The 23,150-nt window shown below is 28.2% G+C and carries 21 protein-coding genes; 9 read left to right on the top strand and 12 right to left on the bottom strand.

Annotation, left to right across the window (positions count from 1 at the left end):
* Positions 1 to 546 precede the first annotated feature (546 nt).
* The 4 genes from PWP28_RS10025 to PWP28_RS10040 are packed head-to-tail and all read left to right on the top strand — an operon-like array spanning position 547 to position 6,733.
* Positions 547 to 756 carry a helix-turn-helix transcriptional regulator gene (locus PWP28_RS10025; RefSeq protein WP_308644680.1) on the top strand — a complete coding sequence of 70 codons (210 nt, stop codon included), beginning with the start codon at positions 547 to 549 and terminating at the stop codon, positions 754 to 756.
* A 21-nt stretch (positions 757 to 777) separates the two neighbouring features.
* Positions 778 to 1,737: a hypothetical protein gene (locus PWP28_RS10030; RefSeq protein WP_308644681.1), complete on the top strand. Its 960-nt coding sequence runs from the start codon at positions 778 to 780 to the stop codon at positions 1,735 to 1,737.
* Positions 1,730 to 5,767 (top strand): Eco57I restriction-modification methylase domain-containing protein, encoded by a 4,038-nt coding sequence (locus PWP28_RS10035; protein ID WP_308644682.1) that lies wholly within the window; start codon positions 1,730 to 1,732, stop codon positions 5,765 to 5,767. The genes PWP28_RS10030 and PWP28_RS10035 overlap by 8 nt, the downstream gene beginning before the upstream one ends.
* Before the next feature lie 60 nt (positions 5,768 to 5,827).
* The gene (locus tag PWP28_RS10040; RefSeq protein WP_308644683.1) at positions 5,828 to 6,733 is read left to right on the top strand and encodes an abortive infection family protein; all 906 of its coding nucleotides are present in this window, start codon (positions 5,828 to 5,830) and stop codon (positions 6,731 to 6,733) included.
* Positions 6,734 to 6,842: 109 nt separating this feature from the next.
* Here the strand turns inward: PWP28_RS10040 and PWP28_RS10045 are convergent, their stop codons facing one another.
* Positions 6,843 to 7,511, bottom strand: a complete 669-nt coding sequence (locus tag PWP28_RS10045; protein ID WP_305081443.1) for a thioredoxin fold domain-containing protein — start codon at positions 7,509 to 7,511, stop codon at positions 6,843 to 6,845.
* A 2-nt stretch (positions 7,512 to 7,513) separates the two neighbouring features.
* Positions 7,514 to 8,194: a cytochrome c biogenesis CcdA family protein gene (locus PWP28_RS10050; protein WP_305081442.1), complete on the bottom strand. Its 681-nt coding sequence runs from the start codon at positions 8,192 to 8,194 to the stop codon at positions 7,514 to 7,516.
* A gap of 263 nt (positions 8,195 to 8,457) precedes the next feature.
* Between PWP28_RS10050 and PWP28_RS10055 the strand changes: the two genes are divergently transcribed.
* Both PWP28_RS10055 and PWP28_RS10060 read left to right on the top strand, forming a co-directional pair.
* Positions 8,458 to 8,610 carry a hypothetical protein gene (locus PWP28_RS10055; protein ID WP_158274882.1) on the top strand — a complete coding sequence of 51 codons (153 nt, stop codon included), beginning with the start codon at positions 8,458 to 8,460 and terminating at the stop codon, positions 8,608 to 8,610.
* Positions 8,611 to 8,619: 9 nt separating this feature from the next.
* The gene (locus PWP28_RS10060; protein WP_109605868.1) at positions 8,620 to 9,351 is read left to right on the top strand and encodes an ATP-binding cassette domain-containing protein; all 732 of its coding nucleotides are present in this window, start codon (positions 8,620 to 8,622) and stop codon (positions 9,349 to 9,351) included.
* 29 nt (positions 9,352 to 9,380) lie between these two features.
* Here the strand turns inward: PWP28_RS10060 and PWP28_RS10065 are convergent, their stop codons facing one another.
* The 5 genes from PWP28_RS10065 to PWP28_RS10085 form a co-directional block, all read right to left on the bottom strand.
* Entirely contained in the window at positions 9,381 to 10,220 is an 840-nt protein-coding gene (locus tag PWP28_RS10065; protein ID WP_109605866.1) for a carbohydrate ABC transporter permease, read from the bottom strand.
* Between the two features lie 11 nt (positions 10,221 to 10,231).
* Positions 10,232 to 11,098: a carbohydrate ABC transporter permease gene (locus PWP28_RS10070; RefSeq protein WP_305081441.1), complete on the bottom strand. Its 867-nt coding sequence runs from the start codon at positions 11,096 to 11,098 to the stop codon at positions 10,232 to 10,234.
* A gap of 54 nt (positions 11,099 to 11,152) precedes the next feature.
* On the bottom strand, positions 11,153 to 12,463 hold the full coding sequence (locus PWP28_RS10075; protein ID WP_305081440.1) for an ABC transporter substrate-binding protein: 1,311 nt from the start codon (positions 12,461 to 12,463) through the stop codon (positions 11,153 to 11,155).
* A gap of 214 nt (positions 12,464 to 12,677) precedes the next feature.
* Positions 12,678 to 14,312 carry a chaperonin GroEL gene (gene groL / locus PWP28_RS10080; protein WP_264150503.1) on the bottom strand — a complete coding sequence of 545 codons (1,635 nt, stop codon included), beginning with the start codon at positions 14,310 to 14,312 and terminating at the stop codon, positions 12,678 to 12,680.
* 19 nt (positions 14,313 to 14,331) lie between these two features.
* Complete coding sequence (locus tag PWP28_RS10085; protein WP_109605859.1) at positions 14,332 to 14,598, bottom strand: co-chaperone GroES; 267 nt, start codon at positions 14,596 to 14,598, stop codon at positions 14,332 to 14,334.
* A gap of 371 nt (positions 14,599 to 14,969) precedes the next feature.
* On the opposite strand from PWP28_RS10085, the gene PWP28_RS10090 reads away from it, so the two are divergent.
* Entirely contained in the window at positions 14,970 to 16,163 is a 1,194-nt protein-coding gene (locus tag PWP28_RS10090; protein ID WP_109605857.1) for an MFS transporter, read from the top strand.
* Between the two features lie 31 nt (positions 16,164 to 16,194).
* Here the strand turns inward: PWP28_RS10090 and PWP28_RS10095 are convergent, their stop codons facing one another.
* From PWP28_RS10095 to PWP28_RS10115, 5 genes are read right to left on the bottom strand one after another with little or no spacing between them, the layout of a single operon-like run.
* Positions 16,195 to 16,533, bottom strand: coding sequence for a hypothetical protein (locus PWP28_RS10095; protein WP_206050589.1), 339 nt, complete (start codon positions 16,531 to 16,533; stop codon positions 16,195 to 16,197).
* Between the two features lie 10 nt (positions 16,534 to 16,543).
* Positions 16,544 to 18,904, bottom strand: coding sequence for a phenylalanine--tRNA ligase subunit beta (gene pheT, locus PWP28_RS10100; RefSeq protein ID WP_308644684.1), 2,361 nt, complete (start codon positions 18,902 to 18,904; stop codon positions 16,544 to 16,546).
* A 13-nt stretch (positions 18,905 to 18,917) separates the two neighbouring features.
* On the bottom strand, positions 18,918 to 19,934 hold the full coding sequence (gene pheS / locus PWP28_RS10105; protein WP_305081437.1) for a phenylalanine--tRNA ligase subunit alpha: 1,017 nt from the start codon (positions 19,932 to 19,934) through the stop codon (positions 18,918 to 18,920).
* Positions 19,891 to 20,721: a hypothetical protein gene (locus PWP28_RS10110; RefSeq protein ID WP_305081436.1), complete on the bottom strand. Its 831-nt coding sequence runs from the start codon at positions 20,719 to 20,721 to the stop codon at positions 19,891 to 19,893. Before PWP28_RS10110 ends, pheS begins: the two co-directional genes overlap by 44 nt.
* 22 nt (positions 20,722 to 20,743) lie before the next feature.
* Positions 20,744 to 21,364 carry a hypothetical protein gene (locus PWP28_RS10115; protein WP_109605848.1) on the bottom strand — a complete coding sequence of 207 codons (621 nt, stop codon included), beginning with the start codon at positions 21,362 to 21,364 and terminating at the stop codon, positions 20,744 to 20,746.
* Positions 21,365 to 21,706: 342 nt separating this feature from the next.
* On the opposite strand from PWP28_RS10115, the gene fsa reads away from it, so the two are divergent.
* Both fsa and PWP28_RS10125 read left to right on the top strand, forming a co-directional pair.
* Positions 21,707 to 22,366: a fructose-6-phosphate aldolase gene (gene fsa, locus PWP28_RS10120; RefSeq protein ID WP_308644685.1), complete on the top strand. Its 660-nt coding sequence runs from the start codon at positions 21,707 to 21,709 to the stop codon at positions 22,364 to 22,366.
* A gap of 83 nt (positions 22,367 to 22,449) precedes the next feature.
* Complete coding sequence (locus PWP28_RS10125; protein WP_109605844.1) at positions 22,450 to 23,136, top strand: Crp/Fnr family transcriptional regulator; 687 nt, start codon at positions 22,450 to 22,452, stop codon at positions 23,134 to 23,136.
* Positions 23,137 to 23,150 lie beyond the last annotated feature (14 nt).

Below are 23,150 nucleotides of genomic sequence, written 5' to 3' on the forward strand. Positions count from 1 at the left end.
ATTCCTTTTTTTACTTGTTTTTATTTTTGTTGCTTTTCATTTACTTGTTTTTTATTTCATATCCCTTTTTTATTGCTCTATTTTTCAAGTCACTATTAAAATAAAAGCCCAAAACACTACAGTTCCTAAGTACTTGCCTTGTTTGACATAGCCTCGTATGCAGTCAAAGATACGCTCGGAAAAATCGTTATGGCATATTCATTTGAAAGTATCTCTTATATTTTGGGGTATTCAGTTTTCAAGGTGCAAAACTTCAAAAGCATTAAAGCTAAGGAGATAAAATCGCCTTCAATATCTAAAGGACAGCAAAGTCTAAAATCCGTAGGGAAATTTAATAGATATTTTTATCTCCTATTTATTAGCCACAGGAAAGAGCTAAAGTTGAGGTATTTGAAAAAGAAAATAAAAAAACCTGCCTTCATTAGAAAGTAGGTTGATGGGTATTAATCTGACTTCAGAAAATATATTTTATTTATGGATGGAATTATTCACGAACTCGTGATATAATTGAAATATTGGAACTTGCTGTTTAAGGAGGTCAGGCACATGGCAGTAAGCTATAAGAAATTGTTTCACTTATTAATAGAAAAAGAAATGTCAAATTCAGATTTGCAGAAACAGGCAGGTTTCTCTGCTAATATAATTACTCGGTTAAAGAAAAATGAATACGTTAAATTGCAAACTATAGAAAGTATCTGCAAGGTACTTAATTGTAGAGTAGATGATATTTTAGAGTTTACTGAAGAAAATAAGTAATACATACAAAGGGGGGATACTGTGCAAGATAATATAAAATTAAAAATCTTTGATGAAGATTTGACTGCTTATGGTAAACCATTACTAAGTATTCTTCTAAAAGATAGAACGACAGGTAAAAATATAATTTGGGCAACCAATGACTATATACAACTAGGTGAAATATACAAAGCAGAAAACGAAATTAGTCTCAATATTGTTAATAGGGGCAGTGAAAAATTTATTAGACCAAGAATAACCAAATCCTATGAAAAACAAAACAATAGAACAAGAGATAAAGCAGAGGTTTTTACTCCTTCATGGGTTTGTAACGAACAGAATAATTTGATAGATGAACAGTGGTTTGGAAGAAAAAATGTTTTTAATATAGCTAAAGATAGAGACTGGATTCCAAACAATGAAAAAATTGAATTTCCAAATGTAAAAAATAAAACTTGGAAAGATTATGTGGATGCAAGGAGAATGGAAATAACCTGTGGAGAAGCTCCTTATTTAGTGAGTCGTTATGATACTGTCACAGGTGAAGTCATTAATTTGAAATCTAGAATAGGACTTTTAGATAGAAAAATTCGAGTAGTTAGTGAAAATGCCAGAAATGAAGAAGAATGGCTTAGATGGACAGTAAGAGCATTTCAAAGTGTTTATGGATATGAGTTTCAAGGAGATAACTTGCTCTTAGCCAGAGAAAACCTCTTACATACTTTCATAGATAATGTGAGAGATAAGTTAAAAAGAGAACCTAGTTTAAAAGAATTAAAAAGAATAGCTACAATAATATCGTGGAATATATGGCAAATGGATGGATTAACTTTTGCCATACCCTTTTCAGAATTAAGAGAAGAGTATCAGCAGATGAGTTTATTTGAAAATCTTGAAGACTTGAAAGAAAAACCAGAAGATAAATATTGCAAAATAAAAAATTGGCGTTCAAATATAATTTTAGAATATCGCACTTTATTGGAGGGAAGAAAAAATGGGTAAAATGTTTTCATCAGCATTTGAGTATAAATTAATATACATTTTTGAAATAAAAAGCGAAAGTCATAAAGGTTTACTTAAAATAGGTGATACTACAATTCAAACTGATGACACCATAGATAATCTTCCTCCTAATTGTAGAGCACTTAATCAAGCAGCTATAAAACGTATTAGAGAATACACAAATACTGCAGGCATATCTTTTGATTTGCTACATACCGAGCTTGCTATTAGAACTATTAAAGACAAAGATGGAAGACCAGCAATAAAAGCTTTTAGAGATCACCATGTACATAGAGTGTTAGAGAATTCAGGAATCCCTAAAAAGAAGTTTAAAAACTCCACAAGTCAAGAATGGTTTGACATTGATCTATCAACAGCCTTAAAGGCAATTGAAGCTGTAAAAAAAGGACATTATAATTTATCAGCTGCTACCAATGACTCTTTTACACCAATAATATTCAGACCTGAACAAGAAGATGCTATAAATAGAACTTTAAAACAGTTTAAATCAGGAAATAGGATGTTGTGGAATGCTAAAATGCGTTTTGGTAAGACACTTAGTGCTTTAGAGGTAGTAAAACGATCTAAGTTTGAAAAAACAATTATTATCACCCATAGACCTGTTGTAGATAGTGGCTGGTATGAAGATTTCAATAAAATCTTTTACAGCGACAAAAGTTACATCTATGGCTCTAAAAATACAGGCTATACAATAGAAGATTTACTTAAAACAGAAAAAAACTTTGTTTATTTTGCATCTATGCAAGATTTGCGAGGTTCTGATCTTGTTGGTGGTAAATTCGATAAGAATGATGCCGTTTTTGATACCGTTTGGGATTTTGTTATAGTGGATGAAGCTCATGAGGGTACAACAACAGCTCTTGGGAATGATGTTATAAAGGCAACTGTTAAAGAAGAATTAAATAAAACTAAGTTTTTAGCACTTTCTGGGACTCCCTTCAATATCCTTGGAGATTATGATGACAATATCTATACTTGGGACTATGTGATGGAACAAAGTAGTAAATATGAATGGGATAAACATAACTTAGGTGATTCAAATCCTTATGCTGAATTGCCTGAACTAAAAATCTATACATATGATTTAGGTAAATTGATAGACAACCCACGATATAAGGAACTAGAAGATAAAGCTTTCAACTTTAGAGAATTTTTCAGAGTATGGACTGGGGATATGAAAATAGACCGTCGCCCTCTCCCATCTGGAGTAAAGGCAGGAGAGTTTTTTCATAAAGCTGATGTTTGGAGCTTTTTAAATTTAATAACAAAAAAAGATGAGGATAGCCAATACCCATACTCCACAGAGGAATATCGCTCGTTATTTAGACATTCATTATGGATGGTACCAGGTGTTAAAGAAGCAAAAGCATTAAGTCAAATGATGAAAACCCATCCCGTATTTGGCAATGGTGCCTTTAATATAGTTAATGTAGCTGGTGATGGCGATGAGGAAGAAAAATCAGAAGATGCATTAGAGAAAGTACAAAATGCTATAAAAAGTGCTGGCAATGAAGGCTACACAATAACTCTCTCTTGTGGTAAACTCACCACTGGAGTTACTGTACCAGAATGGACTGCGGTATTCTATTTGGCAGGTTCTTTTTCTACATCTGCAGCTAACTATCTTCAAACAATATTTAGAGTACAATCTCCATGCAATAAAGATGGTAAGATAAAAACAACAGCCTATGTCTTTGATTTTGCTCCTGATAGAACTTTAAAAATGGTTGCAGAATCAGTAGCCATTTCAACAAAAGCAGGAAAGACTGATAGTTCTGATAGGTTGATTCTAGGCGAGTTTTTGAATTACTGCCCAGTTATAGCTGTCGAAGGCACTAGCATGAAAGAGTATGATACCAACAGGCTTTTACAACAGTTAAAACGTGCTTATGCTGAACGAGCTGTAAAGAATGGATTTGATGATAACAACCTATACAATGATGAACTATTAAAATTAAACAATATAGATTTAGAAAACTTTAAAAAATTAAAAGGAATTATAGGTAGCTCGAAGTCCTCACATAAAACAAATGAAATAGATGTTAATAGACAAGGTTTTACAGATGAAGAGTATGAAGAAATAGAAAGATTAAAGAAGAAACCTAAAAAAGAGCGAACTCCAGAGGAAGAAGCTAAATTAAAAGAAACAAATGAAAAGAGAAAACAAGCTAGAGATGCCCGTTCCATTCTGCGTGGTATATCTATTAGAATGCCTCTTTTAATATATGGTGCAGACATTGATATTAATGAAGATATTACTATGGAGAAATTAGTAGAAATAGTAGATGACTCCTCTTGGGAAGAATTCATGCCTGTAGGTGTTACAAAGGAAATATTTAAACAATTTATAAAGTACTATGACCCTGAAATATTTGTAGTTGCTGGTCGTAAAATAAGAGACATTGCTAAAGGTGCAGATGAATTGCCTCCAACAGAAAGAATAAAGCAAATTGCAGAATTGTTTTTAAATTTCAAAAATCCAGATAAAGAAACAGTTCTTACACCATGGAGAGTTGTGAATATGCACATGGGGGATTGCTTAGGTGGCTATAACTTTTATGATGAAAAATATAATGAGCTTTTAGAAGAACCGAGATATATTAACCAAGGTCAAGTGACAGAAGATACTTTAAGTAATAAGAAGGCTAAAATACTAGAGATAAATTCTAAAACAGGGCTTTACCCTCTATATGTAACCTATAGTATATTTAGAAAAAGATGCGAAGAATATTCAGAATCAGACTTAACAAAAGATGTAGAGGACAAACTTTGGGAAGAAACAATAAAAGAAAATATATTTATAATTTGTAAAACACCAATGGCAAAATCTATCACAAAAAGAACATTAGTAGGATTTAAAGATATCTCACCTAATGCCACTTATTTTGATGACCTAAATAATATGATGAGAAATAAGTCAAGACAATTCATAGATAGGATAACAAGACCTAACTACTGGAAAAAGAAAGGAAGTGGAAAGATGAAATTTGATGCTGTGGTAGGAAATCCTCCTTATCAAGAAAACATAGCACATAGAGGGGAACAACCGCCTGTCTATCATTTGTTTTATGATAATTCAATTGCTATTTCTGATATAGTGACATTGATAACACCTGCACGTTTTTTATTTGATGCAGGCAAAACACCTTCTGATTGGAATAATAAAATGCTAAATGATGAGTATTTTAGAGTTATTAAGTATTTTGAAGATTCAAAGGAGGTTTTTGATAACGTTGATATCAAAGGAGGTGTCTCAATAACACTTAGAGATGGAAAAAGAAAAGCTGAAGCAATTAAAACATTTATACCTAATGAATATGTAAAAAGTGTATTAGCTAAAGTGACAAAGCAAATGACCAATTCATTATCGGATATTATGTATTCAAATACAAGTTACAAATATAACAAAGTTTTTTTTGACGACAACCCTGAATATACCAAAAGAGTATCTGGTGGCTCAACTAGATATCTTTCATCGTCAGTATTTTCCAAATTTCCCGAATCCTTTTTTGAAGCAGAGCCAAATGACGGTAAAGAGTACATACGTATATTAGGTCGTAAAAACAATCAACGGGAACTATTATATTTTGAAAAAAAGTATATAAATCCACCAGAGAACTTTGACAAATATAAGGTGTACCTAGCAAGTTCAAATGGAACTGGAGAATTTGGTGAAAGATTAAGTGCTCCTGAAATAGGGGAACCTTTTGTTGGTGCAACAGAGACTTTTGTTAGTTTTGGGTCATTTGAAAATAGAAGCGAAGCAGAAAATTTAATAAAATACATAAGGTGTAAATTTACAAGACTGTTGCTAGGGACAAAAAAAGTAACACAAGGAAACAAGAATTCTAAAGTATGGTCAAATGTAGTCTTACAAGATTTTACGGATAAATCTGATATAGACTGGAACAAATCTATTAAAGAAATTGATATGCAGCTTTATAAGAAATATGATTTAAACCAAGATGAAATTGATTTTATTGAAGACAAAATAAAGGAAATGGAATAAATATTAAAGAGACAGCTTTTAAGTCGGATAGTGTTTATTAGATCATAAAGGGGGGATCAAATGTCTTCTACTGTGCCCAATTCATTTGAATTGCTAAAAACCAAAGAAATATACGCTATACTTGATGGCGATACCAAATATGGTGAATATGAGTTTAGTGATGGAAGAACAATAACTATCTCAATGCCTTATCTAAGCGGTCCAGATATATGTAGTATTTCAATGATTTTTGGCTATTATATCGAATACTCAAATCTAAGCAGATGGCAATATTTTGATAACCTCTTTGACCACTCTATCAAAAATGATAAATGCTCTGATCTGTTTTTATATCTGTTTTCTAAAGAACAATTTTCAAAATTATTTCCAAAAGATTTAGGAGCAGATGAAATTGATAAGGCATATCAACATTTTTTTGACCTAGTAATAGATAAAATTAATGGCATACTCTATTATGGTGGTAATGAACTTGTGTTTTTAGGTAATCAATTTATTATTAAGACAATTGGAAGCAAGATTCAAATCCAAGCACCAAGAATAAAGTCTATCGATAGAGAATATGTGAAGAATATTTCAGCTCGTGCCTTAGATGATATTGAGCAAGGTAATTTTGATAGTGCAATAACTAAAGCTAGAACATTAGTGGAAGAAACATTTTGCTATGTTATAGAAAAAAAGAGTGAAGAGCCTTCTACTTCTGGAGATATAAACAAACTATATAGGCAAGTTAAAGATTTATATAATATGCATCCTAATCCAAATGCCGACAGGCGAGTTAACACACTTTTATCTGGATTAGAAAAAATTATATCCGCTGTAGCTGAGATGCGTAATAAAGATGGTGATGCTCATGGTGTAGGAGCTGCTAGATTATCAATTGAAGAGCATCATGCAAGATTATTTGTAAATGCAGCTATATCAATGGCAGACTTTATTCTTTCTGTAGAAAATAAGCAAAATACTTAAATAAAAAATAAACCACACTAAAGATTTTATTCTCCAGTGTGGTTTTCCTTTGCTCCGCTTGAAGCTGTCACTAAGTTTTTATTCAATCCCTATCTGACCGCTCCTAAATCTACTCTTTTTTTAATATTATAAAATTATTGTAATTATTGTCATTTAAATCATCATCAAGGTAAATATTGATATATTTATCCAAATTTTTAGATGCTTTTTTTGTATTTGGATCTATTTTTAAGAGTTTTTCAATCTCTTCATCTTTTAAATTTAAAATTCTTCTTCTTATATTTACTTGTATATTCTTTTCCATGAATTCATTTATTTCAATATTTTCATCATTATCATATTTTAAAAATTTTAATAGATTTAAAAAAATTTCTGATGGATAAGCTCCAATTAAACTACCTATAGGTTCAACATTATCATCAAAAAAAATGAATGTTGGAGTACTTCTTGCATTAAAGACACTAAATAATTGTGTATAGTTTAAATTATAGTTTTTATAAGTAGTTTTTTTTGAAGAATCTGGTAAAATTTCAACAAAAATATATTCAGTTTTTAACCATTTTTGTACTTCTTCATTCTTTAAAACTTCATTTTTAAACTTCGTACATGCTGGACATTTATTAGTTGAAAACATCAAAATAAGATTTCTATCCATTAATTTTGAGATCTCTATACCATTATTAAAATCATTTATCATAAAATCTTTTAAAGAATCATTTGAGAAAGAAAATAAAAATATAAATATGAAAGATAAAAAAATTAAAAAGTTTTTATTCATCATTATACCCCCTGTAAAATATTAAAAAAACCTGTACTTATTAAAATTCCAACAATAATTAAAATAGAGCCACCTATAATTCTGAGGTGTTTTTGCCATTTGGGTTCTCCAAAACTTATTTTTGAAAAAAGTTTACTTATAAATCCACTTAAAAATAAAAATGGAATAGATATTCCAAGTGAATATAAAAATAAAGTTATTGAAGACTTAATGATATTTTCGCTTGTTGCAGCCATTGTAAAAATAGCGGCTAATATTGGACCAGAACAAGGAATCCAAACAAAAGATATTATTATACCCATTATAAATGATGAAATAAATGAATCATTTTTGAATTTTGATAGATTAATATTTGTATTTTTAAAAATTTGTATTTTTAAAATATAAATTATTCCAAATATAATTATCAAAATTCCTCCAAATAAATCTATTAACCATTTATATTTTGCAAATAATAGAGAAATACTTCCCGATATAACCCCAAGAATAGAAAAAAATAAAGATAATCCTAAAAAAAATCCTATACTTCTTTTTATAACTATACGAGGTTTCTTAATATCAGTTATTAAAATACTAAAAAAAATAGGAATTAAAGGTATTATACAAGGGCTTAAAAAAGATATTAAACCTCCAGTAAAAGCTGTCAAATAGGTAATATTTTGTTGTAGGCCAAAATTATTCAAATAATTCCCTCCCTTTTAATATACCTGGTGGTGGTATCAATTATAACATAAAAGGTCATATTATTAAAGTATGTGAAAAATATTTTAATTAAATATTTAAGATAACTTTTATTAATCTTTTATTAAATAAAAGAGGTTTTTATAAAATATATTATCTAAGATATAAAAAACTTGTAATATAATTTATTATTTTTGTATTATTTTATATGTATCATAAAAGTGATATAAACAATTATTATTATTTATTATTAGAGGTGATGCAAATGAAAGATAAACTCAATTTTTCTAACCCCAAGCTGTCATCACAATATGAATTCATAAAAGTTATGAAGATGGAGAAGGACTCTCAGTATATAAAGAAAATAGCTGAGATAAGAAGAGGTAATACTAAAGATAATGTTGAAAAAAACAAATGAGTTGATAAAATGTATTATGAAGATCCAATTTTAAAATTGGAAGATTTTTCTTTAAATATAGGAAATACTAAGATTTTAAAAAATCTTGACTTGGATATATATCCGGGAGAGATAATACTTCTTTATGGTCCAAGAAATTCAGGTAAATCTTCTTTACTGAGATCTTTTGTGCATTTAAATGAAGAGCTTTATAATAATGTCGAAGGTGTTGGTGGAATATATTTTCTTGGCAAAAGTGTTTTTGATCTAGATAGAAAATATTTGAGATCTCAAATAACTTATTCAGATCCAACTTTTGTTGAAAATCTCAATTTTTTAACTTTAAAAGAGATTTTAAATCTTTCATTGGGTTTAAAGCTAAAAGATATTTCAAAAGAATATTTTTCAATACTTGAAAAACTTGGCATATCTAAAATATTTTCTGATTTGGATAATCTCAAAGAGTATAATTCTTTAAAAAATTGGTCAATAGGTGAGAAAATCTCTTTAATAACTTTTATATCGTTGGCGAGAAGGCCAAAAGTTTTTATATTTGATTCTATACTCGACCATTTAGATGATTTTTTATTAGAAGATGTTAAAGATATTCTTTATAGAATAAAAGAAGATAGAACACTTATAATTTCAACAAGAAATTTTTCGCTTTTTTCTGATATAGCTGAAAGAGTTGTTTTTTTAGATGATGGAAAAATATCTTTTGCTGGAAAAACAGAAAGTTTTATAATCAATTATCCAAAATAAAAAGCTGTATTTTATAAATACAGCTTTTTTTAACCTTTTAAGCCAGAACTCACAAGACTTTTTACGAAAAGATTTTGTATTGCAAAAAATATTATTAATGTTGGAATTAAAGCTAAGTTTGTTCCCGCCATTATTACACCCCAATTATTTAATCCTTCGGCATCCATGAGCATTTTCACACCAATTTGAACGGTTTTCATGGAATCATCCATAGTTACTATCAAAGGCCATAAATACATATTCCAAGCATAGACAAAATTTATCAAAGCTGCTCCACCGAGCATTGGTTTTGAAAGAGGAATTAATATTTTAAAAAAATATTGCATAGGGCTTGCACCATCTATTTTGGCAGCATCTTCGAGTTCTTTTGGTATTGTCATAAAATGTTGCCTAAATAAAAAAGCATTTGTTGCTGAAGCTATAAAAGGAATTATTAAGGCTAAATAACTGTTTATCCATCCAAGTTTATTCATTATCATGAATAAGGGTAATATCATAACGGTTTCAGCAGGTAAAAATAAAGTTATGAATAAAATACCAAATAAAATTTTTTTGCCTTTAAAATTAAAATTAGAAAATGCATAACCAGCAAGGGTTCCTGTGATAAGCTTTCCTATTGTTACGGCAATACCTATCAAAGCTGAATTTAATAATAATCTATCAAGTTTTACTAGTTTTAATGCTTTTATATAATTATCAAAATTTAATTTTTCTGGTAATAATTTTGGTGGATAAGAAAAAACTTCATTTGGACTCATGAAACTCATAGAAAAAGATAAAATAATTGGAAGCATTATTAAAATAGAAATCAATATTAAAAGTATTTCTGATACTATTAAATTCATTTTCTTTCTCGTGCTTATTTTCATAAAATCTCTCCTTATTGATAATGGACTTTATTTTCAACGTTTTTGAAATAAAAGAAAGTTACAACTCCCATTATTATAAACATAATTATACTTTGAGCTGCTGCAGGACCTGTTTTTTGATAAGTAAAAGCATCTAAGTATAATTTATATATTAGAGTGGTAGTATCTCCTATTGGTCCACCTTTTGTCATCACATCTATTATTCCAAAAGAGTTAAACATTGCAGAGGTTATAGTCATAATAACGAGATAAAATGTTATTGGAGAAAGTAAAGGAAATTTAATTTTCCACATTCGTTTCCAAAGATTAGCTCCATCTATTAATGAGCTTTCTATTATTGAATCTGGTATGGATTGTAACCCAGCGATATAAAAAATTAAGCTAAATGGTAACATTTTCCAAATACTTCCCATTATAACTGCTATTAGTGCATAAGGAGAAGATGTAAGCCAATCCATATTTAGGCCAAATATTGAATTAAAAAAATAATTTAAATGTCCAACTACTGGATTTAAAAGAAAAGACCATAAAGTACCAGCTATTGCTGGTGAAATAGCATAAGGTGCAAATATAAATAATCTAAAAATTTTAGTTCCTGGTATTTTTTGATTTAATAATTGAGAAAGAAGAAAAGCTATTACGATTGTAAAAAAGACTGTTAAAATAACATATATTAAGGTTATTAGCATGGCATTCAAGTATTCTGGATTATTAAAAAGGTTTATAAAATTTTTAAATCCAACAAATATTTCTCTATTTCCAAAAGGAGATTGTCTATAAAAACTTAATTTAAAAGAAAGACCTGCAGGCCAGTATATGAAGATTCCTATTATTAATAGTGTAGGAAATAGTAAAATATACGGTATAATTTTTTTCATTTTAATACCCCCTGTAAAAATAGGGCGGGGTTAACCGCCCTTAAAATTTAAAGTTTAATAATAAAGTTCATTGTATTCTTTTATTAATTTAGTTACTTCATCTTCGGCCCATTTTAAAGCCTTTTTATAATCCATTTCATCAGAATTCATCATCTGTATAGCAGTTTCAATTTTATCTCTTGCTTCAGGAAAAACTCCTATTAAAGCTCCATTTGTGTTATAAGTTTGTTTAGATAAAACTAATTGCATAATTGTTGTTAAATAATTAGGATTTTCTGAATAAAATCCTTCGTACATTAAATTTTCTACAGCATCTTTTCTAACAGGGAAATATCCTGTATCTAAATGCCATTTGATTTGTTCCTCCGTAGAATTTAAATATTTTAAGAATTTCCAAGCTGCGTCGGTTTTTTCTTTTGAATGACCATCTACAAGCCATAGACTTGCACCACCTATTATTGCACCACCATCTGGTGCACCATCTGGTGTAGGTAAAAAGGCAGTACCAATATCATAACCATTTGCTTTTCCTTCTTTTGTAAATGAAGTCACATCTGAAGTTGAGAACATTACCATTGCAGCCTTTCCAGAAAGAAAAATTTGTCTTGCTGCTGACCAATCCTCTTTTTTGGTATTTAACATCAAATCATTTTTTGTCATATCATAAAAAAATTTGAAAATTTTTTGACCTTCTTCATTGTTAAATACAGCTTTTTCCGCTCTTTTAGATCTTCCATTATCATTATCAACTAAAGGAGCATCCTGAGCTGCTAATAGTTGTTCAAATATCCATGAATGTGTAGGCCAAGTTAATCCAGTTCTAATTATATTTCCATTAGAATCTTTTTTTAATAATTTTTTTGAATATTCCATAACTTCTTCAAAGGTTTTTGGAGGTTTGTTGGGATCTAATCCCGCTTCTTTAAAAAGTGTTTTATTATAAAAAAGAACAGCATTTGATGAATTAAAAGGCATGGAATAAAGTTTTCCATCTACTCTATAATAATTTAATACAGAGTTGAGAAAAACTGCTTCATCAAATGTTTTATCTTTATCTATCATATCTTGTATAGGAATTATTATTCCCCCATCGATCATAGATCTTGTTCCTATTTCATAAACTTGAACTATTTGAGGTGCTGTACCTGATTTTACACCAGCTATAAGTTTGTTTAAAGTTTCTTTATAACTTCCAGTGTACTGTGTCTTGACTTCTATATCTGGATTTTCTTCCATGAATCTATCAGCTATAGATTGAATAATTTGAATTCTTTCGCCACTCATTGCATGCCAAAAATCCACTGTTGTTTTTCCAAATATAGATAGAGAAAATAAAACAATAAAAACAATAAAAAGTTTTTTCATTTTTTAAACCCCCTTATTTAATCTTCAAATATTTTACTATGACTTATTTTATATATTTTATAGAAATATTTTGTTTTATTAATAAAAATTAATATAGTATTATAAATATAAATAAAAAGATAATTTTGTATTAATATTATACCATGATATATTGTGAAATTTAATAAAAAAAAATAGGTACGCATTTGCGTACCTATTTCAGAAGGAATTATTATTACATCATTCCGCCCATTCCACCCATTCCTGGGTTTGCAGGCATTTCTGGTTCTTCTTTAGGTTCTTCTGTTACCAATACTTCTGTTGTTAACAACATAGAAGCTATTGATGCAGCATTTTGAACCGCACTTCTTGTAACTTTTGTAGGATCGATTATACCTTTTTCAAACATATTTACAAATTCATCATTCAATGCATCGTATCCGTAAGATGAATCATCAGACTGTAAAATTTTATCTATTATAATAGCACCTTCAACACCAGCATTTTTAGCTATTTGTCTTATAGGAGCATCTAATGAAGCATAAACAACATTGGCACCTATTTTTTGATCACCTTTTAAAGATTCAACAACTTCTTTTACAGCTTCTTTAGCTCTTATTAAGGTTATACCTCCACCGGCAACTATACCTTCTTCAACAGCAGCTCTTGTAGCTGATAAAGCATCTTCAATTCTATGTTTCTTTTCTTTTAATTCGGTTTCTGTAGCAGCTCCAACTTTTATAACTGCAACTCCACCAGCCAATTTTGCAAGTCTTTCTTGTAATGTTTCTTTTTCATAATCAGAAGTTGTGTTTGCAATTTGACCTCTTATTTGTTTTACTCTATCTTCAATAGCTGATTTTTCGCCACTACCACCAACTATTATAGTATCATCTTTTCCAACTCTTATAACATCAGCTGTACCGAGCATTTCAACTGTAGCATCTTCTAAAGTCAAACCGATATCATCTGAAATTACTGTACCACCTGTCAATGTTGCTATATCTTGAAGCATAGCTTTTCTTCTATCTCCAAATCCAGGAGCTTTAACAGCAACAGATTCAAGAGTTCCTCTTAATTTATTTAGTACTAATGTTGATAATGCTTCTCCTTCTATATCTTCTGCAATTATAACCAATGGTTTTCCAGCTTGAGCTACTTTTTCGAGTACAGGAACTATTGATTTTACATTTGATATTTTCTTTTCTGTTATAAGAATATAAGGATCTTTCATTTCAGCTTCCATTTTTTCAGTATTAGTTACAAAATAAGGAGAAATATAACCTCTATCAAATTGCATACCTTCTGTGAATTCAACAAAAGTTTCCATAGATTTAGAATCTTCAACTGTTATAACTCCATCTTCTCCAACTCTATCCATTGCTTCAGCTATTATATCTCCAATTTCTTTATTGTTTGCAGATATAGAAGCAACATGAGCTATTTCATCTTTTCCTGAAAGTTTTTTACTTACATTTTTAATTTCTTCAACGGCTTTTTTAGTTGCTTCGTTTATACCGTTTTTCATCAATATAGGATTAGCACCAGCAGCTACATTCTTTAGTCCTTCAGAAATCATAGCTTGAGCGAGTACTGTTGCTGTAGTTGTACCATCACCAGCAATATCATTAGTTTTTGAAGCAACTTCTTTTACTAATTGAGCTCCTAAATCTTCAAATTTATCTTTTAATTCAATTTCCTTTGCTATTGACACTCCATCATTAGTTATAGTTGGAGAACCCCAACTTTTTTCAAGAACAACATTTCTTCCTTTAGGTCCTAATGTTATTTTAACAGCATTTGCTACTTTATTAACTCCAGCTTCTAAAGCTCTTCTTGCATCTTCACCAAATTTTAATTCTTTAGCCATTTTCAACACACCTCCTGATTTAGTCTTCTACTTTTGCAAGAACATCGTCTGCATCGATTATTATATGGTCTTCACCATCAACCTTGATTTCGGAACCAGCATATTTAGAGAATATAACTTTATCTCCAGCTTTTAAATCGAGGTCCTCTAAGTTTCCCACTTCAACTACTAAAGCAGTCTGAGGTTTTTCTTTTGCTGAATCAGGCAATACAATGCCACCTTCTGTTTTCTTTTCTTCTACTATAGTTTTGATCAACAATCTGTTTCCCAAAGGTTTTACATTCATTTGTAATACCTCCTTATATTTATTAGATGTATTTTTTTATATTTTTTAGCACTTACTTTGTTTGAGTGCTAACTATTTTTATAATATCATTTATATCGGATTTCATCAAGTTTTAAAAAAACAGATTATCCGTGTTTATAAATAATTATAGATAAATATTTTTGATTATAAACAAAAATCATTTAAATGCTAAAATAATCTTTGTTTTTGTTTATACATATATGATAACACTTCTTTTTTACGTTTTTTATGATGGTATTAGTTTTATTTAATATATTTGTAATTTAATTAATTTGATATTGAAAAATTAATATTATATCATGTTGATGGTATAATATAGTTAGTAAGACAAACCTTTTTTGGAGGATGAGATGTCTAAAAATTTAAAAAATTTAATATTGTATTCTTTTTGTAGCAGTATTTTTTGGGCCATATATAAAGTTGTCTTTAACCTTTATCTAAGGAATATAGGTTTTGAAAATGATTTTATTGGTACTATAACTTCTATTGAAATGATTGGATCTGCTTTTTTAGGTATTTTAATAGGCGTTCTTGGAGATAGATTTGGTAAGAAAAAACTTTTATACTTTGCATCTTATGGATTTGGACTTTTGCTTTTTTTAAGAGTCACCTTTCCAATTAAAACTTTTCTTTTGACTTTATCTTTTTTTTCTGGTGGCTTTATGACATCCAGAATGATGTTATTGAATTCATATATAATAGATATAACTGATAATTCAATTAGAGGAAAAGCTTTTGGTTTTAATTTTGGGGTTACTATGGGAAGTGGATTATTTGGGAATTTTCTTGGAGGTTTTTTGGGAGAATTTATTGGATTTAAAATTACTTTATATATTTCAGCAATTGCTTATATAATTTCTAATATTTTGTTGTATAATATACCTGAGAGTGATAAGAACGAGAACACAAAATTTAAAGATATATTTAACATTTCAGATTTTAAAGAAGATGAACTGTATATTTTAAAGTATTATTATATAAGAACATTTATGATAAGTTTTGGAGCAGGTCTTTTTGTAAATTTTGGGAATTTAATATTTAAAGATTTGTTCGATATGCCTCCAACTTTAATAGGTATTTCTCTTTCTATAGCTCAATTTGGTGCAGCTATGGGATCTATTTTTTCACCAGTATTTTCAAAAAAAATAGGGCCTATGAAGTATGTTATGGTTTTATCTGGTCTTGTTGTTCCGCTGATAATAAGTCTTGGATTTGTTAAAAGTGCGTATTTATTTGTAATTCTTTATGCTCTGAGATTCTCTTTTATGAATATGACAAATCCAGTTACTATGACGGTTGTTCTGAGTTCTTTACCTAAAAATAAAGTTACAACAATTAACTCTTTTAGAGAGTCTTTTAATTTTTTTGCAAGATCAATTGCAGCCATTATGTTTGGTTTGATCGTATCTCTCCCCAATGGATACACGTGGCTGTTTTTGATTAGTTCAATATTTTATTTTTTTGCGTTTATTGTATTGTTTAAGTTATTTAAGCCTATAAAAAAGGGAAAGATCTTAGAGGAATTATATGGCAATAACTCTTAAAGAAAGAGCAGGAATAATCCTGCTCTATTTTTTATTCTTCAATTTCATCTTCATCTGAATTTTTAAAATCATCATTTATTTCTTTTTCAGAATTTTTTTCTTTTCTTTCCCAAAGAGTTTCTCTGTTTTTATCATCATATATAAAATTTATATCTTCTGGAATAGTTAAATTTTCACCGAATTCTTTTACTATTTCACATATTAAATCTTTTGGTAATGAAGTTATAAACCATAGATCAGAAATATATATTTTATCTTTATTTCTTACAGGGGCTTTAAATATAGCACTTTCCATTGCTTTGGCAAATATTTCATTGGATTCTTCTTTTATAAAACCTTTACCAGTATTTTCACCAAATACTTTTGCCATTTTACACCTCCTAACCTTTTTGCCTTAAATTAATATTCATCGAATCTAATTTGTTTAAGAATTTTTCTTCCACAGGGTTTATTTCTTCATCGGTTAAAGTTTTTTCATAAGATCTGTAAACTACTGTTATTGTTATACTTATTTTGTCTTCATCTATACCTTTTCCTTTATATACATCAAAGATATTTATTTTTTCTATTATATTACCGGAATCTTTTATTATTTGTTCTATTTCTTCAAACTCTTTATTTATAGGCACAGTAAAAGAATATTCTCTTTTTATTGCCGGATAATCAAAATTTTTATTTTCTTTATTTATTGGATTTGAAAATTCATATATTTTTTCAAGATTTACTTCACATATATATACTTTATCTTTTATATCATAAATCTTATCAGCGTATTGAGAGTCTAATAATCCTATAAATCCTATATAATCGTCTTTTATATAAATTTCAGCACTTTGAGAATATGAAAATCCTTCTTTTTTCAATCGTTTTATTTTTAAGTTTTTTATATTTGTAAAGTCTATCAAATTATCTAATACACCTTTAAAAGTGTAGTAATTTATCATTCTTTTATCTGTATAATCATTTGGATTTTCTTTTCCTGTTGCTACAAATGCCAAATGTGGAACTTCTTTTGTTTTTCCATCTGATGTAGTATTATAGATATTTGCAATTTCAAATAATTTTACATCTCTATTTTGATTTCTGTAATTGTAAGATAAACAGTCTAATAGTCCATAACTTACAAGTGGTCTCATATATTCATATTCAGCAGAAAGTGGATTCAATATTTTTAAATCTGATTTATCTAACCACATATTGTTTATATTCATAAAAGAAAAAGTTATAGATTCATTATAACCGTTTCCAATCATCAATGAAGCTATTTCAGATTTAAACATGAAAAAATTATTTTTATCTCCATGAAATAAAGTAGTTTCTGGAAGTTTTGACTCTATATTATGATATCCAAATACTCTTCCTATTTCTTCTATCATATCTACTTCTATTTCAAGATCCGGTCTTTTAGTTGATGGAAATATTTTCCAGCCATCTGTATTTTTTTCTTTTTTGAAATCAAATTTTTCTATTATTTTTTGAACTTTTTCTTCAGGAACTATTGTCCCAAGTTTTTCATTTAGATATGTATATCTTAAATTTATTTCTTTTGGATTTATTTTGTTTGGATATATGTCTGTAATTGTTCCATCAGATACACCATTAGCTATTTCTTCTATTAGTTTTACAAGTCTTCCCATAACAAATTCGCCATCATTTGGATCTATACCTCTTTCAAATCTATAAGAAGCGTCAGTAGATAATTTATGATACTTTGAAACTTTTCTTGTGTTTACGGGATCAAAATATGCTACTTCTAAAAGAATATTTGTCGTGTTTTCATTTATTCCTGAAAGTTCACCACCCATAACTCCACCAATTGCAAGTATCTTTTCTTTATCTGTTATAAGCGTTTCTTCTCCCATTAATTCATATTCTTTTTCATCGAGTAATAGTATTTTTTCTCCCTTTACAGCTTTTCTAACTATAATTTTATCTTTTATCAAATTTAAATCAAATGCATGAACTGGATGTCCAGTTTCTAACATTATATAATTAGTTATATCCACTATATTATTTATGCTCCTTATACCTGCAGTTGCAAGTCTTCTTACCAACCATAAAGGAGAAGCATTTACTTTTATATTTTTTATAATCGCAGCTGAATATCTTTTACAATTATTATCAGTTATTTCGATATCGAATGAATTATTTTTATTTAATTTTTTAAAACTCGGTAATTTAAAGTTTTTAGCCGTATCTATTATTTCAAGTTCTTTTGCAATTCCAGTATAAGAAAGTAAATCAGGTCTATTCGGAAAAACTTCAATTTCTATTATTTCATCATTCATTTTAAAATATTCTACAAAATCCACTCCAAGTGGAACTTCTTCTTTTATTTTATAAACTTCATCTGATTTTTCTTCAAGATCTACTTCTTCAAGGGAACAAAACATTCCTTGAGATAATTCGCCTCTCATTTTTCTCGATTTTATTTTAAAGCCATCTTTTAGAATTGCTCCATCTAAAGCTACCGGTACTAAATGATTTTTTTTAACACTTTTATCAGCCGTAACGATTTGAATATTTTCTTTTCCTATATTTACATCGCAAATTATAAGTCTATCTGCATTTGGATGATCCTTTACACTTTCTACCTTTCCTATAACTATATTTTTAATACCCTGAGCCAATTTCTCTGTTTTTTCAACATTTGTTGAATGTAATTTGATTCTATCTACTATCTCTTCAGTATTTAAATTTATATCAACATAATCTTTTAACCATTCTAAGGATATATTCATTTTTTTAGGCACCTCACTCTACAAATCTTATATCGTTTTTGAAAAATTCTCTCATATTTGAAACTCCATATTTTAACATGGCTATCCTTTCTACACCGACACCAAAAGCTAATCCTTGCCATTCATCTGGGTCGAATCCAACATTTTTCAAAACATTTGGATGAACAAGTCCGGCTCCAAGAACTTCTATCCAGCCAGTATTTTTACATACACTACAACCTTTTCCTCCACAGTTTATACAGCTAACATCAACTTCAAAACCAGGTTCAACGAAAGGAAAATAACTTGGTCTCAATAATACCTTTAAAGAATCTCCAAACATTTTTTTTGTGTATATTTCGAGAAATTTTCTAAGATTTCCAACAGTTACTTTTTTATCTATAAAAAGTCCTTCTAACTGATGAAACATAGCTGAATGTGTGGCATCTATTTCATCTTTTCTATAAACTCTACCAGACGAAACGACCGCTATTGGTGGATTCATTTTAGTCATAGTTCTTATTTGTACTCCAGATGTATGAGTTCTTAATAATGTTTTTTCGAGATTCAAATAAAAAGTGTCCTGCATGTCTCTTGCAGGATGCCATTCAGGAGTATTCAATGCATCAAAATTAAACCAAGGTTCTTCGATTTCATTTCCTTCAACCACTGTAAATCCAAGATTTGTAAATATTTCAAATGATTCTCTTATTGTTTTATTTATTAAATGTTCCTTACCATAAGAATTTTTGGCACCTCTAACTGTTACATCAACCCAGTCTTTTAATTCTTCTGATTTTTTCTTTTTTTCATTTAATTCTTCCATAAAAGAATTTAAAACATCTTCTATTTCAGATTTTAATTGATTAACTTTTTGACCATATTCTTTCTTTTTTTCTTTATCAATTTTTGAAATATTTTTCATTAATTGAGTTACTTGACCTTTTTTTCCAAGAAACTCTGATTTGAGTACTTTGAAATCTTCAAGGTTTTTTACAGAATCTATTTTATTCTTGAGATTCATCATTATCTGATCTTTGTTCAAATCCATTTGCATTTACCTCCCCAGTACTTTTTATGAAAGTTAATTTTTTTAATTTTATTGAGTTTATTATTATATTTATTATTATTGAAATTATAAGGAAAATCATTAAATAATTTAAACTCATAAACACAGGAATCATACTCAATACAATAGATAATGAATATTTAAAAATTTTGTTTTCAAAACAATTTATTAAAAGTATTGAAGAAAGTGCAAATAGTATTAAATTATTATATTTTTCTATATATATGATATTAAAAAAATTAATAAAATACATTATTGAGAAAAATATTACAATCGATACTATTTTATTAAAATTTTGTTTATGGTATTTAAATTTAATTAAAAAATAATTTTTTGCTGAAAATAATTCTAAAATAGCTCCAAAAAGCATGAAGGATAATAAATATATGAATATATTAAATTTATTTTTATATATTACAAAATCTGGAGTTTCTAAACCTTCATCTATCATAATATAATAAGGAATTAATGTTTTTTCGAGTTTAGAAATTCTCAATTCTAATAAATTTATATCATCTATTATTTTACTTTTATAATCGGCATTTTTTGGAAGGTGTATAAAAAGTGTTTTTTCTTTATATTCTATTAAAGCTTTTGCTTTGTTTGGGAAAGCATCAACTTTTTCTATTTTTTCAAGTTCATAAGGAACATAACCCTTCAATAAAAAGGGTTCGGAATCAAATTTTTTATTATAAACAAACTCATTTAAGATGATAAAGGCAAAAAACAATAATAAAATATAAGCCATAGTTCTAAGATACTTTGGCATTTTTTACCCCCTAAATATAATTTTAAAATAAATCTTCTAAATAATCGTTTTTTTCTCCAACAAATCTATATTTTTTTATATTTATATTTTTTATATTGCAATCAACATCATCTAAAGATACTATATTACCATCTTTATCCATACATACTTTTTCTTCTGTTAATATTAGTTCATTGCCATTTGTATCTATAACTTTTTTACAAACAGCCTCTATTAATTCTGTTGAATCTGTGATAGTTAAAACGGCACATTTTTTAAGATATTCATGTACTTGTTCTGATATTTGAGGAAGTTTTTCTTTCTTTATTTGATTATCTTTAGCACCAATAAATATTAAATGTCGTCTTTCTGGTTTGTTTTTTAATATTTGTAAAATATCATCATTCCATACTTCTGGTATCACAATATGCGTAAAAGTTCTTCCAACCCATGGAGTTGTGTTTGCTACAATCTCGTTTATTGTAACTTTTTCAGCATTTTTTGAAGGATCTGTGATGATTTTAAAAAAATATTTTATATATTTTGATGGTGAATTTGTATATATTCCTATACTTTCACCGGCTTCTAAAGAGATTTCAGGAAAATTTATCTTTGGTGAACTGATTTTTATGACAGACATTTTTGATTCAAACTCTTTTATCACTTTATTTCACCTCTACGCCATCAGCAAACTCCCAAAAAAGGGGTATCATGTAAATTTAAGTTTTTTCAATTATCTTATACTATATTTAGTACAAGATAATTGATAAGTTTTCTTGATTTTTGATTCTAATACAAAATAATTAAATTAATAGAGCTTTTTTTGTTTAATCGTCCGCATTTAATATTATAACAGATTATTTATATTTTTTTAAAAACAAAGAGTTAAAAATTTTCATTTGTTTATTTTGATTATTTATATTTTCTGATATAATTATATTATCCAGGCATCATGTATCCCGTTTTAAAGTAGTGATGAAAAATATTTTAATTAGGAGGGATATTCATGAAGATTTTTTTAGACACAGCTAATATTGAGGAAATTAAAAAAGGTATCGATTGGGGTATAGTTGATGGTGTTACTACTAATCCTACATTGGTAGCCAAAGAAAACACAGTTTTTGAGGACAGAATAGTTGAAATATGTAATGCTGTAAAAGGTCCTGTAAGTGCAGAGGTTGTATCCACTGATTATGAGGGTATGATAGAAGAGGCTCATAAATTGATTAAATTGAGTGAGCATGTAGTTGTTAAAATACCTATGACACATGAAGGAATAAAAGCAGTAAAAACTTTATCAAAAGAAGGTATAAAAACAAATGTAACTTTAATTTTTTCTCCTCTTCAAGCATATCTTGCCGCAAAAGCAGGTGCTACATATGTAAGCCCATTCATTGGAAGAATGGATGATATAGGTAATACGGGTATGGACATAGTAGAAGAAATAATCCAAATATTCGATAATTATGGATATGAAACAGAGGTTCTTGTTGCAAGTGTTAGACATTCAGAGCATGTTTTAGAAGCTGCTTTGGCTGGTGCTGATGTTGTTACAATTCCTTTCGATGTATTAGAAAAATTGTTTAAACATCCTATGACAGACTTAGGACTTGAAAGATTCTTAAAAGATTGGGAAAAATATCAAGAATATATGAAAAACAAATAAAAATAGCGGATTTTTCCGCTATTTTTATTTGTTTTTCATATATAATTAAATTAGTTGGAATTATTAAAATATGTCTTTAGGTGGTGAAAAATATTAATCATTTTATAAAACAAATATCAAAAATAGATCTTTTTAATTCTTTAAATGAAGAAGAATTAAAAAAAATATTTTCGGAAGATGAGTTCAATAAAGAAGAATATAAAAAAGATAGTATAATAAGGTTTAGAGGTAGTAAATTAAATGATATGCTAATTTTATTTAGTGGAGAAATAAAGACAGAAATGAATGACTTTAATGGTAAAACTATTCAAATAGAAAGAATCAAGGCTCCTGCTATTTTAGCTTCTGGTTTTTTATTTTCTCCAGAAAGAAAACTTCCTGTTAATATAATTTCTATAAAACCAACTATTATTTTGACTATAAATTCAGATAAATTAATAAAAATTTCCACTGAAAATAAGACTTTTTTAGAGAATCTTTTAAAAAATATTAGCAAAAAAATTGACTTTTTATCCCAAAAATTATGGTTAAGTTCTTTAAAGACTTTAAGAGAAAAAATTATATTTTTTTTAATTCAACAGATGAATGAGCAAAATAATGACAAATTTATACAAATGAATATAACGGTAGAAGAACTTTCAAAACTTTTTGGTGTTGCAAGACCTTCTTTATCGAGAGCTTTTTCTGAACTTGAAAATGAAGGGATAATATGTAAAAATGGAAATAGGGTGAATATTATCGATAAAAAATCTATGAAATTTAATTTTTAAGTATTGGAAGGTGA

This window comes from Oceanotoga sp., assembly GCF_030445905.1.
GTDB classification, from domain to species: Bacteria; Thermotogota; Thermotogae; order Petrotogales; family Petrotogaceae; genus Oceanotoga; species Oceanotoga teriensis.

Coding starts and splice junctions, on each gene's coding strand:
- PWP28_RS10025 (WP_308644680.1), top strand. CDS start 547: ATGGCAGTAAGCTATAAGAAATTGTTTCACTTATTAATAGAAAAAGAA.
- PWP28_RS10035 (WP_308644682.1), top strand. CDS start 1,730: ATGGGTAAAATGTTTTCATCAGCATTTGAGTATAAATTAATATACATT.
- PWP28_RS10040 (WP_308644683.1), top strand. CDS start 5,828: ATGTCTTCTACTGTGCCCAATTCATTTGAATTGCTAAAAACCAAAGAA.
- PWP28_RS10045 (WP_305081443.1), bottom strand. CDS start 7,511: ATGAATAAAAACTTTTTAATTTTTTTATCTTTCATATTTATATTTTTA.
- PWP28_RS10055 (WP_158274882.1), top strand. CDS start 8,458: ATGAAAGATAAACTCAATTTTTCTAACCCCAAGCTGTCATCACAATAT.
- PWP28_RS10060 (WP_109605868.1), top strand. CDS start 8,620: ATGTATTATGAAGATCCAATTTTAAAATTGGAAGATTTTTCTTTAAAT.
- PWP28_RS10065 (WP_109605866.1), bottom strand. CDS start 10,220: ATGAAAATAAGCACGAGAAAGAAAATGAATTTAATAGTATCAGAAATA.
- PWP28_RS10070 (WP_305081441.1), bottom strand. CDS start 11,098: ATGAAAAAAATTATACCGTATATTTTACTATTTCCTACACTATTAATA.
- PWP28_RS10075 (WP_305081440.1), bottom strand. CDS start 12,463: ATGAAAAAACTTTTTATTGTTTTTATTGTTTTATTTTCTCTATCTATA.
- groL (WP_264150503.1), bottom strand. CDS start 14,312: ATGGCTAAAGAATTAAAATTTGGTGAAGATGCAAGAAGAGCTTTAGAA.
- PWP28_RS10085 (WP_109605859.1), bottom strand. CDS start 14,598: ATGAATGTAAAACCTTTGGGAAACAGATTGTTGATCAAAACTATAGTA.
- PWP28_RS10090 (WP_109605857.1), top strand. CDS start 14,970: ATGTCTAAAAATTTAAAAAATTTAATATTGTATTCTTTTTGTAGCAGT.
- PWP28_RS10095 (WP_206050589.1), bottom strand. CDS start 16,533: ATGGCAAAAGTATTTGGTGAAAATACTGGTAAAGGTTTTATAAAAGAA.
- pheT (WP_308644684.1), bottom strand. CDS start 18,904: ATGAATATATCCTTAGAATGGTTAAAAGATTATGTTGATATAAATTTA.
- pheS (WP_305081437.1), bottom strand. CDS start 19,934: ATGGATTTGAACAAAGATCAGATAATGATGAATCTCAAGAATAAAATA.
- PWP28_RS10110 (WP_305081436.1), bottom strand. CDS start 20,721: ATGCCAAAGTATCTTAGAACTATGGCTTATATTTTATTATTGTTTTTT.
- fsa (WP_308644685.1), top strand. CDS start 21,707: ATGAAGATTTTTTTAGACACAGCTAATATTGAGGAAATTAAAAAAGGT.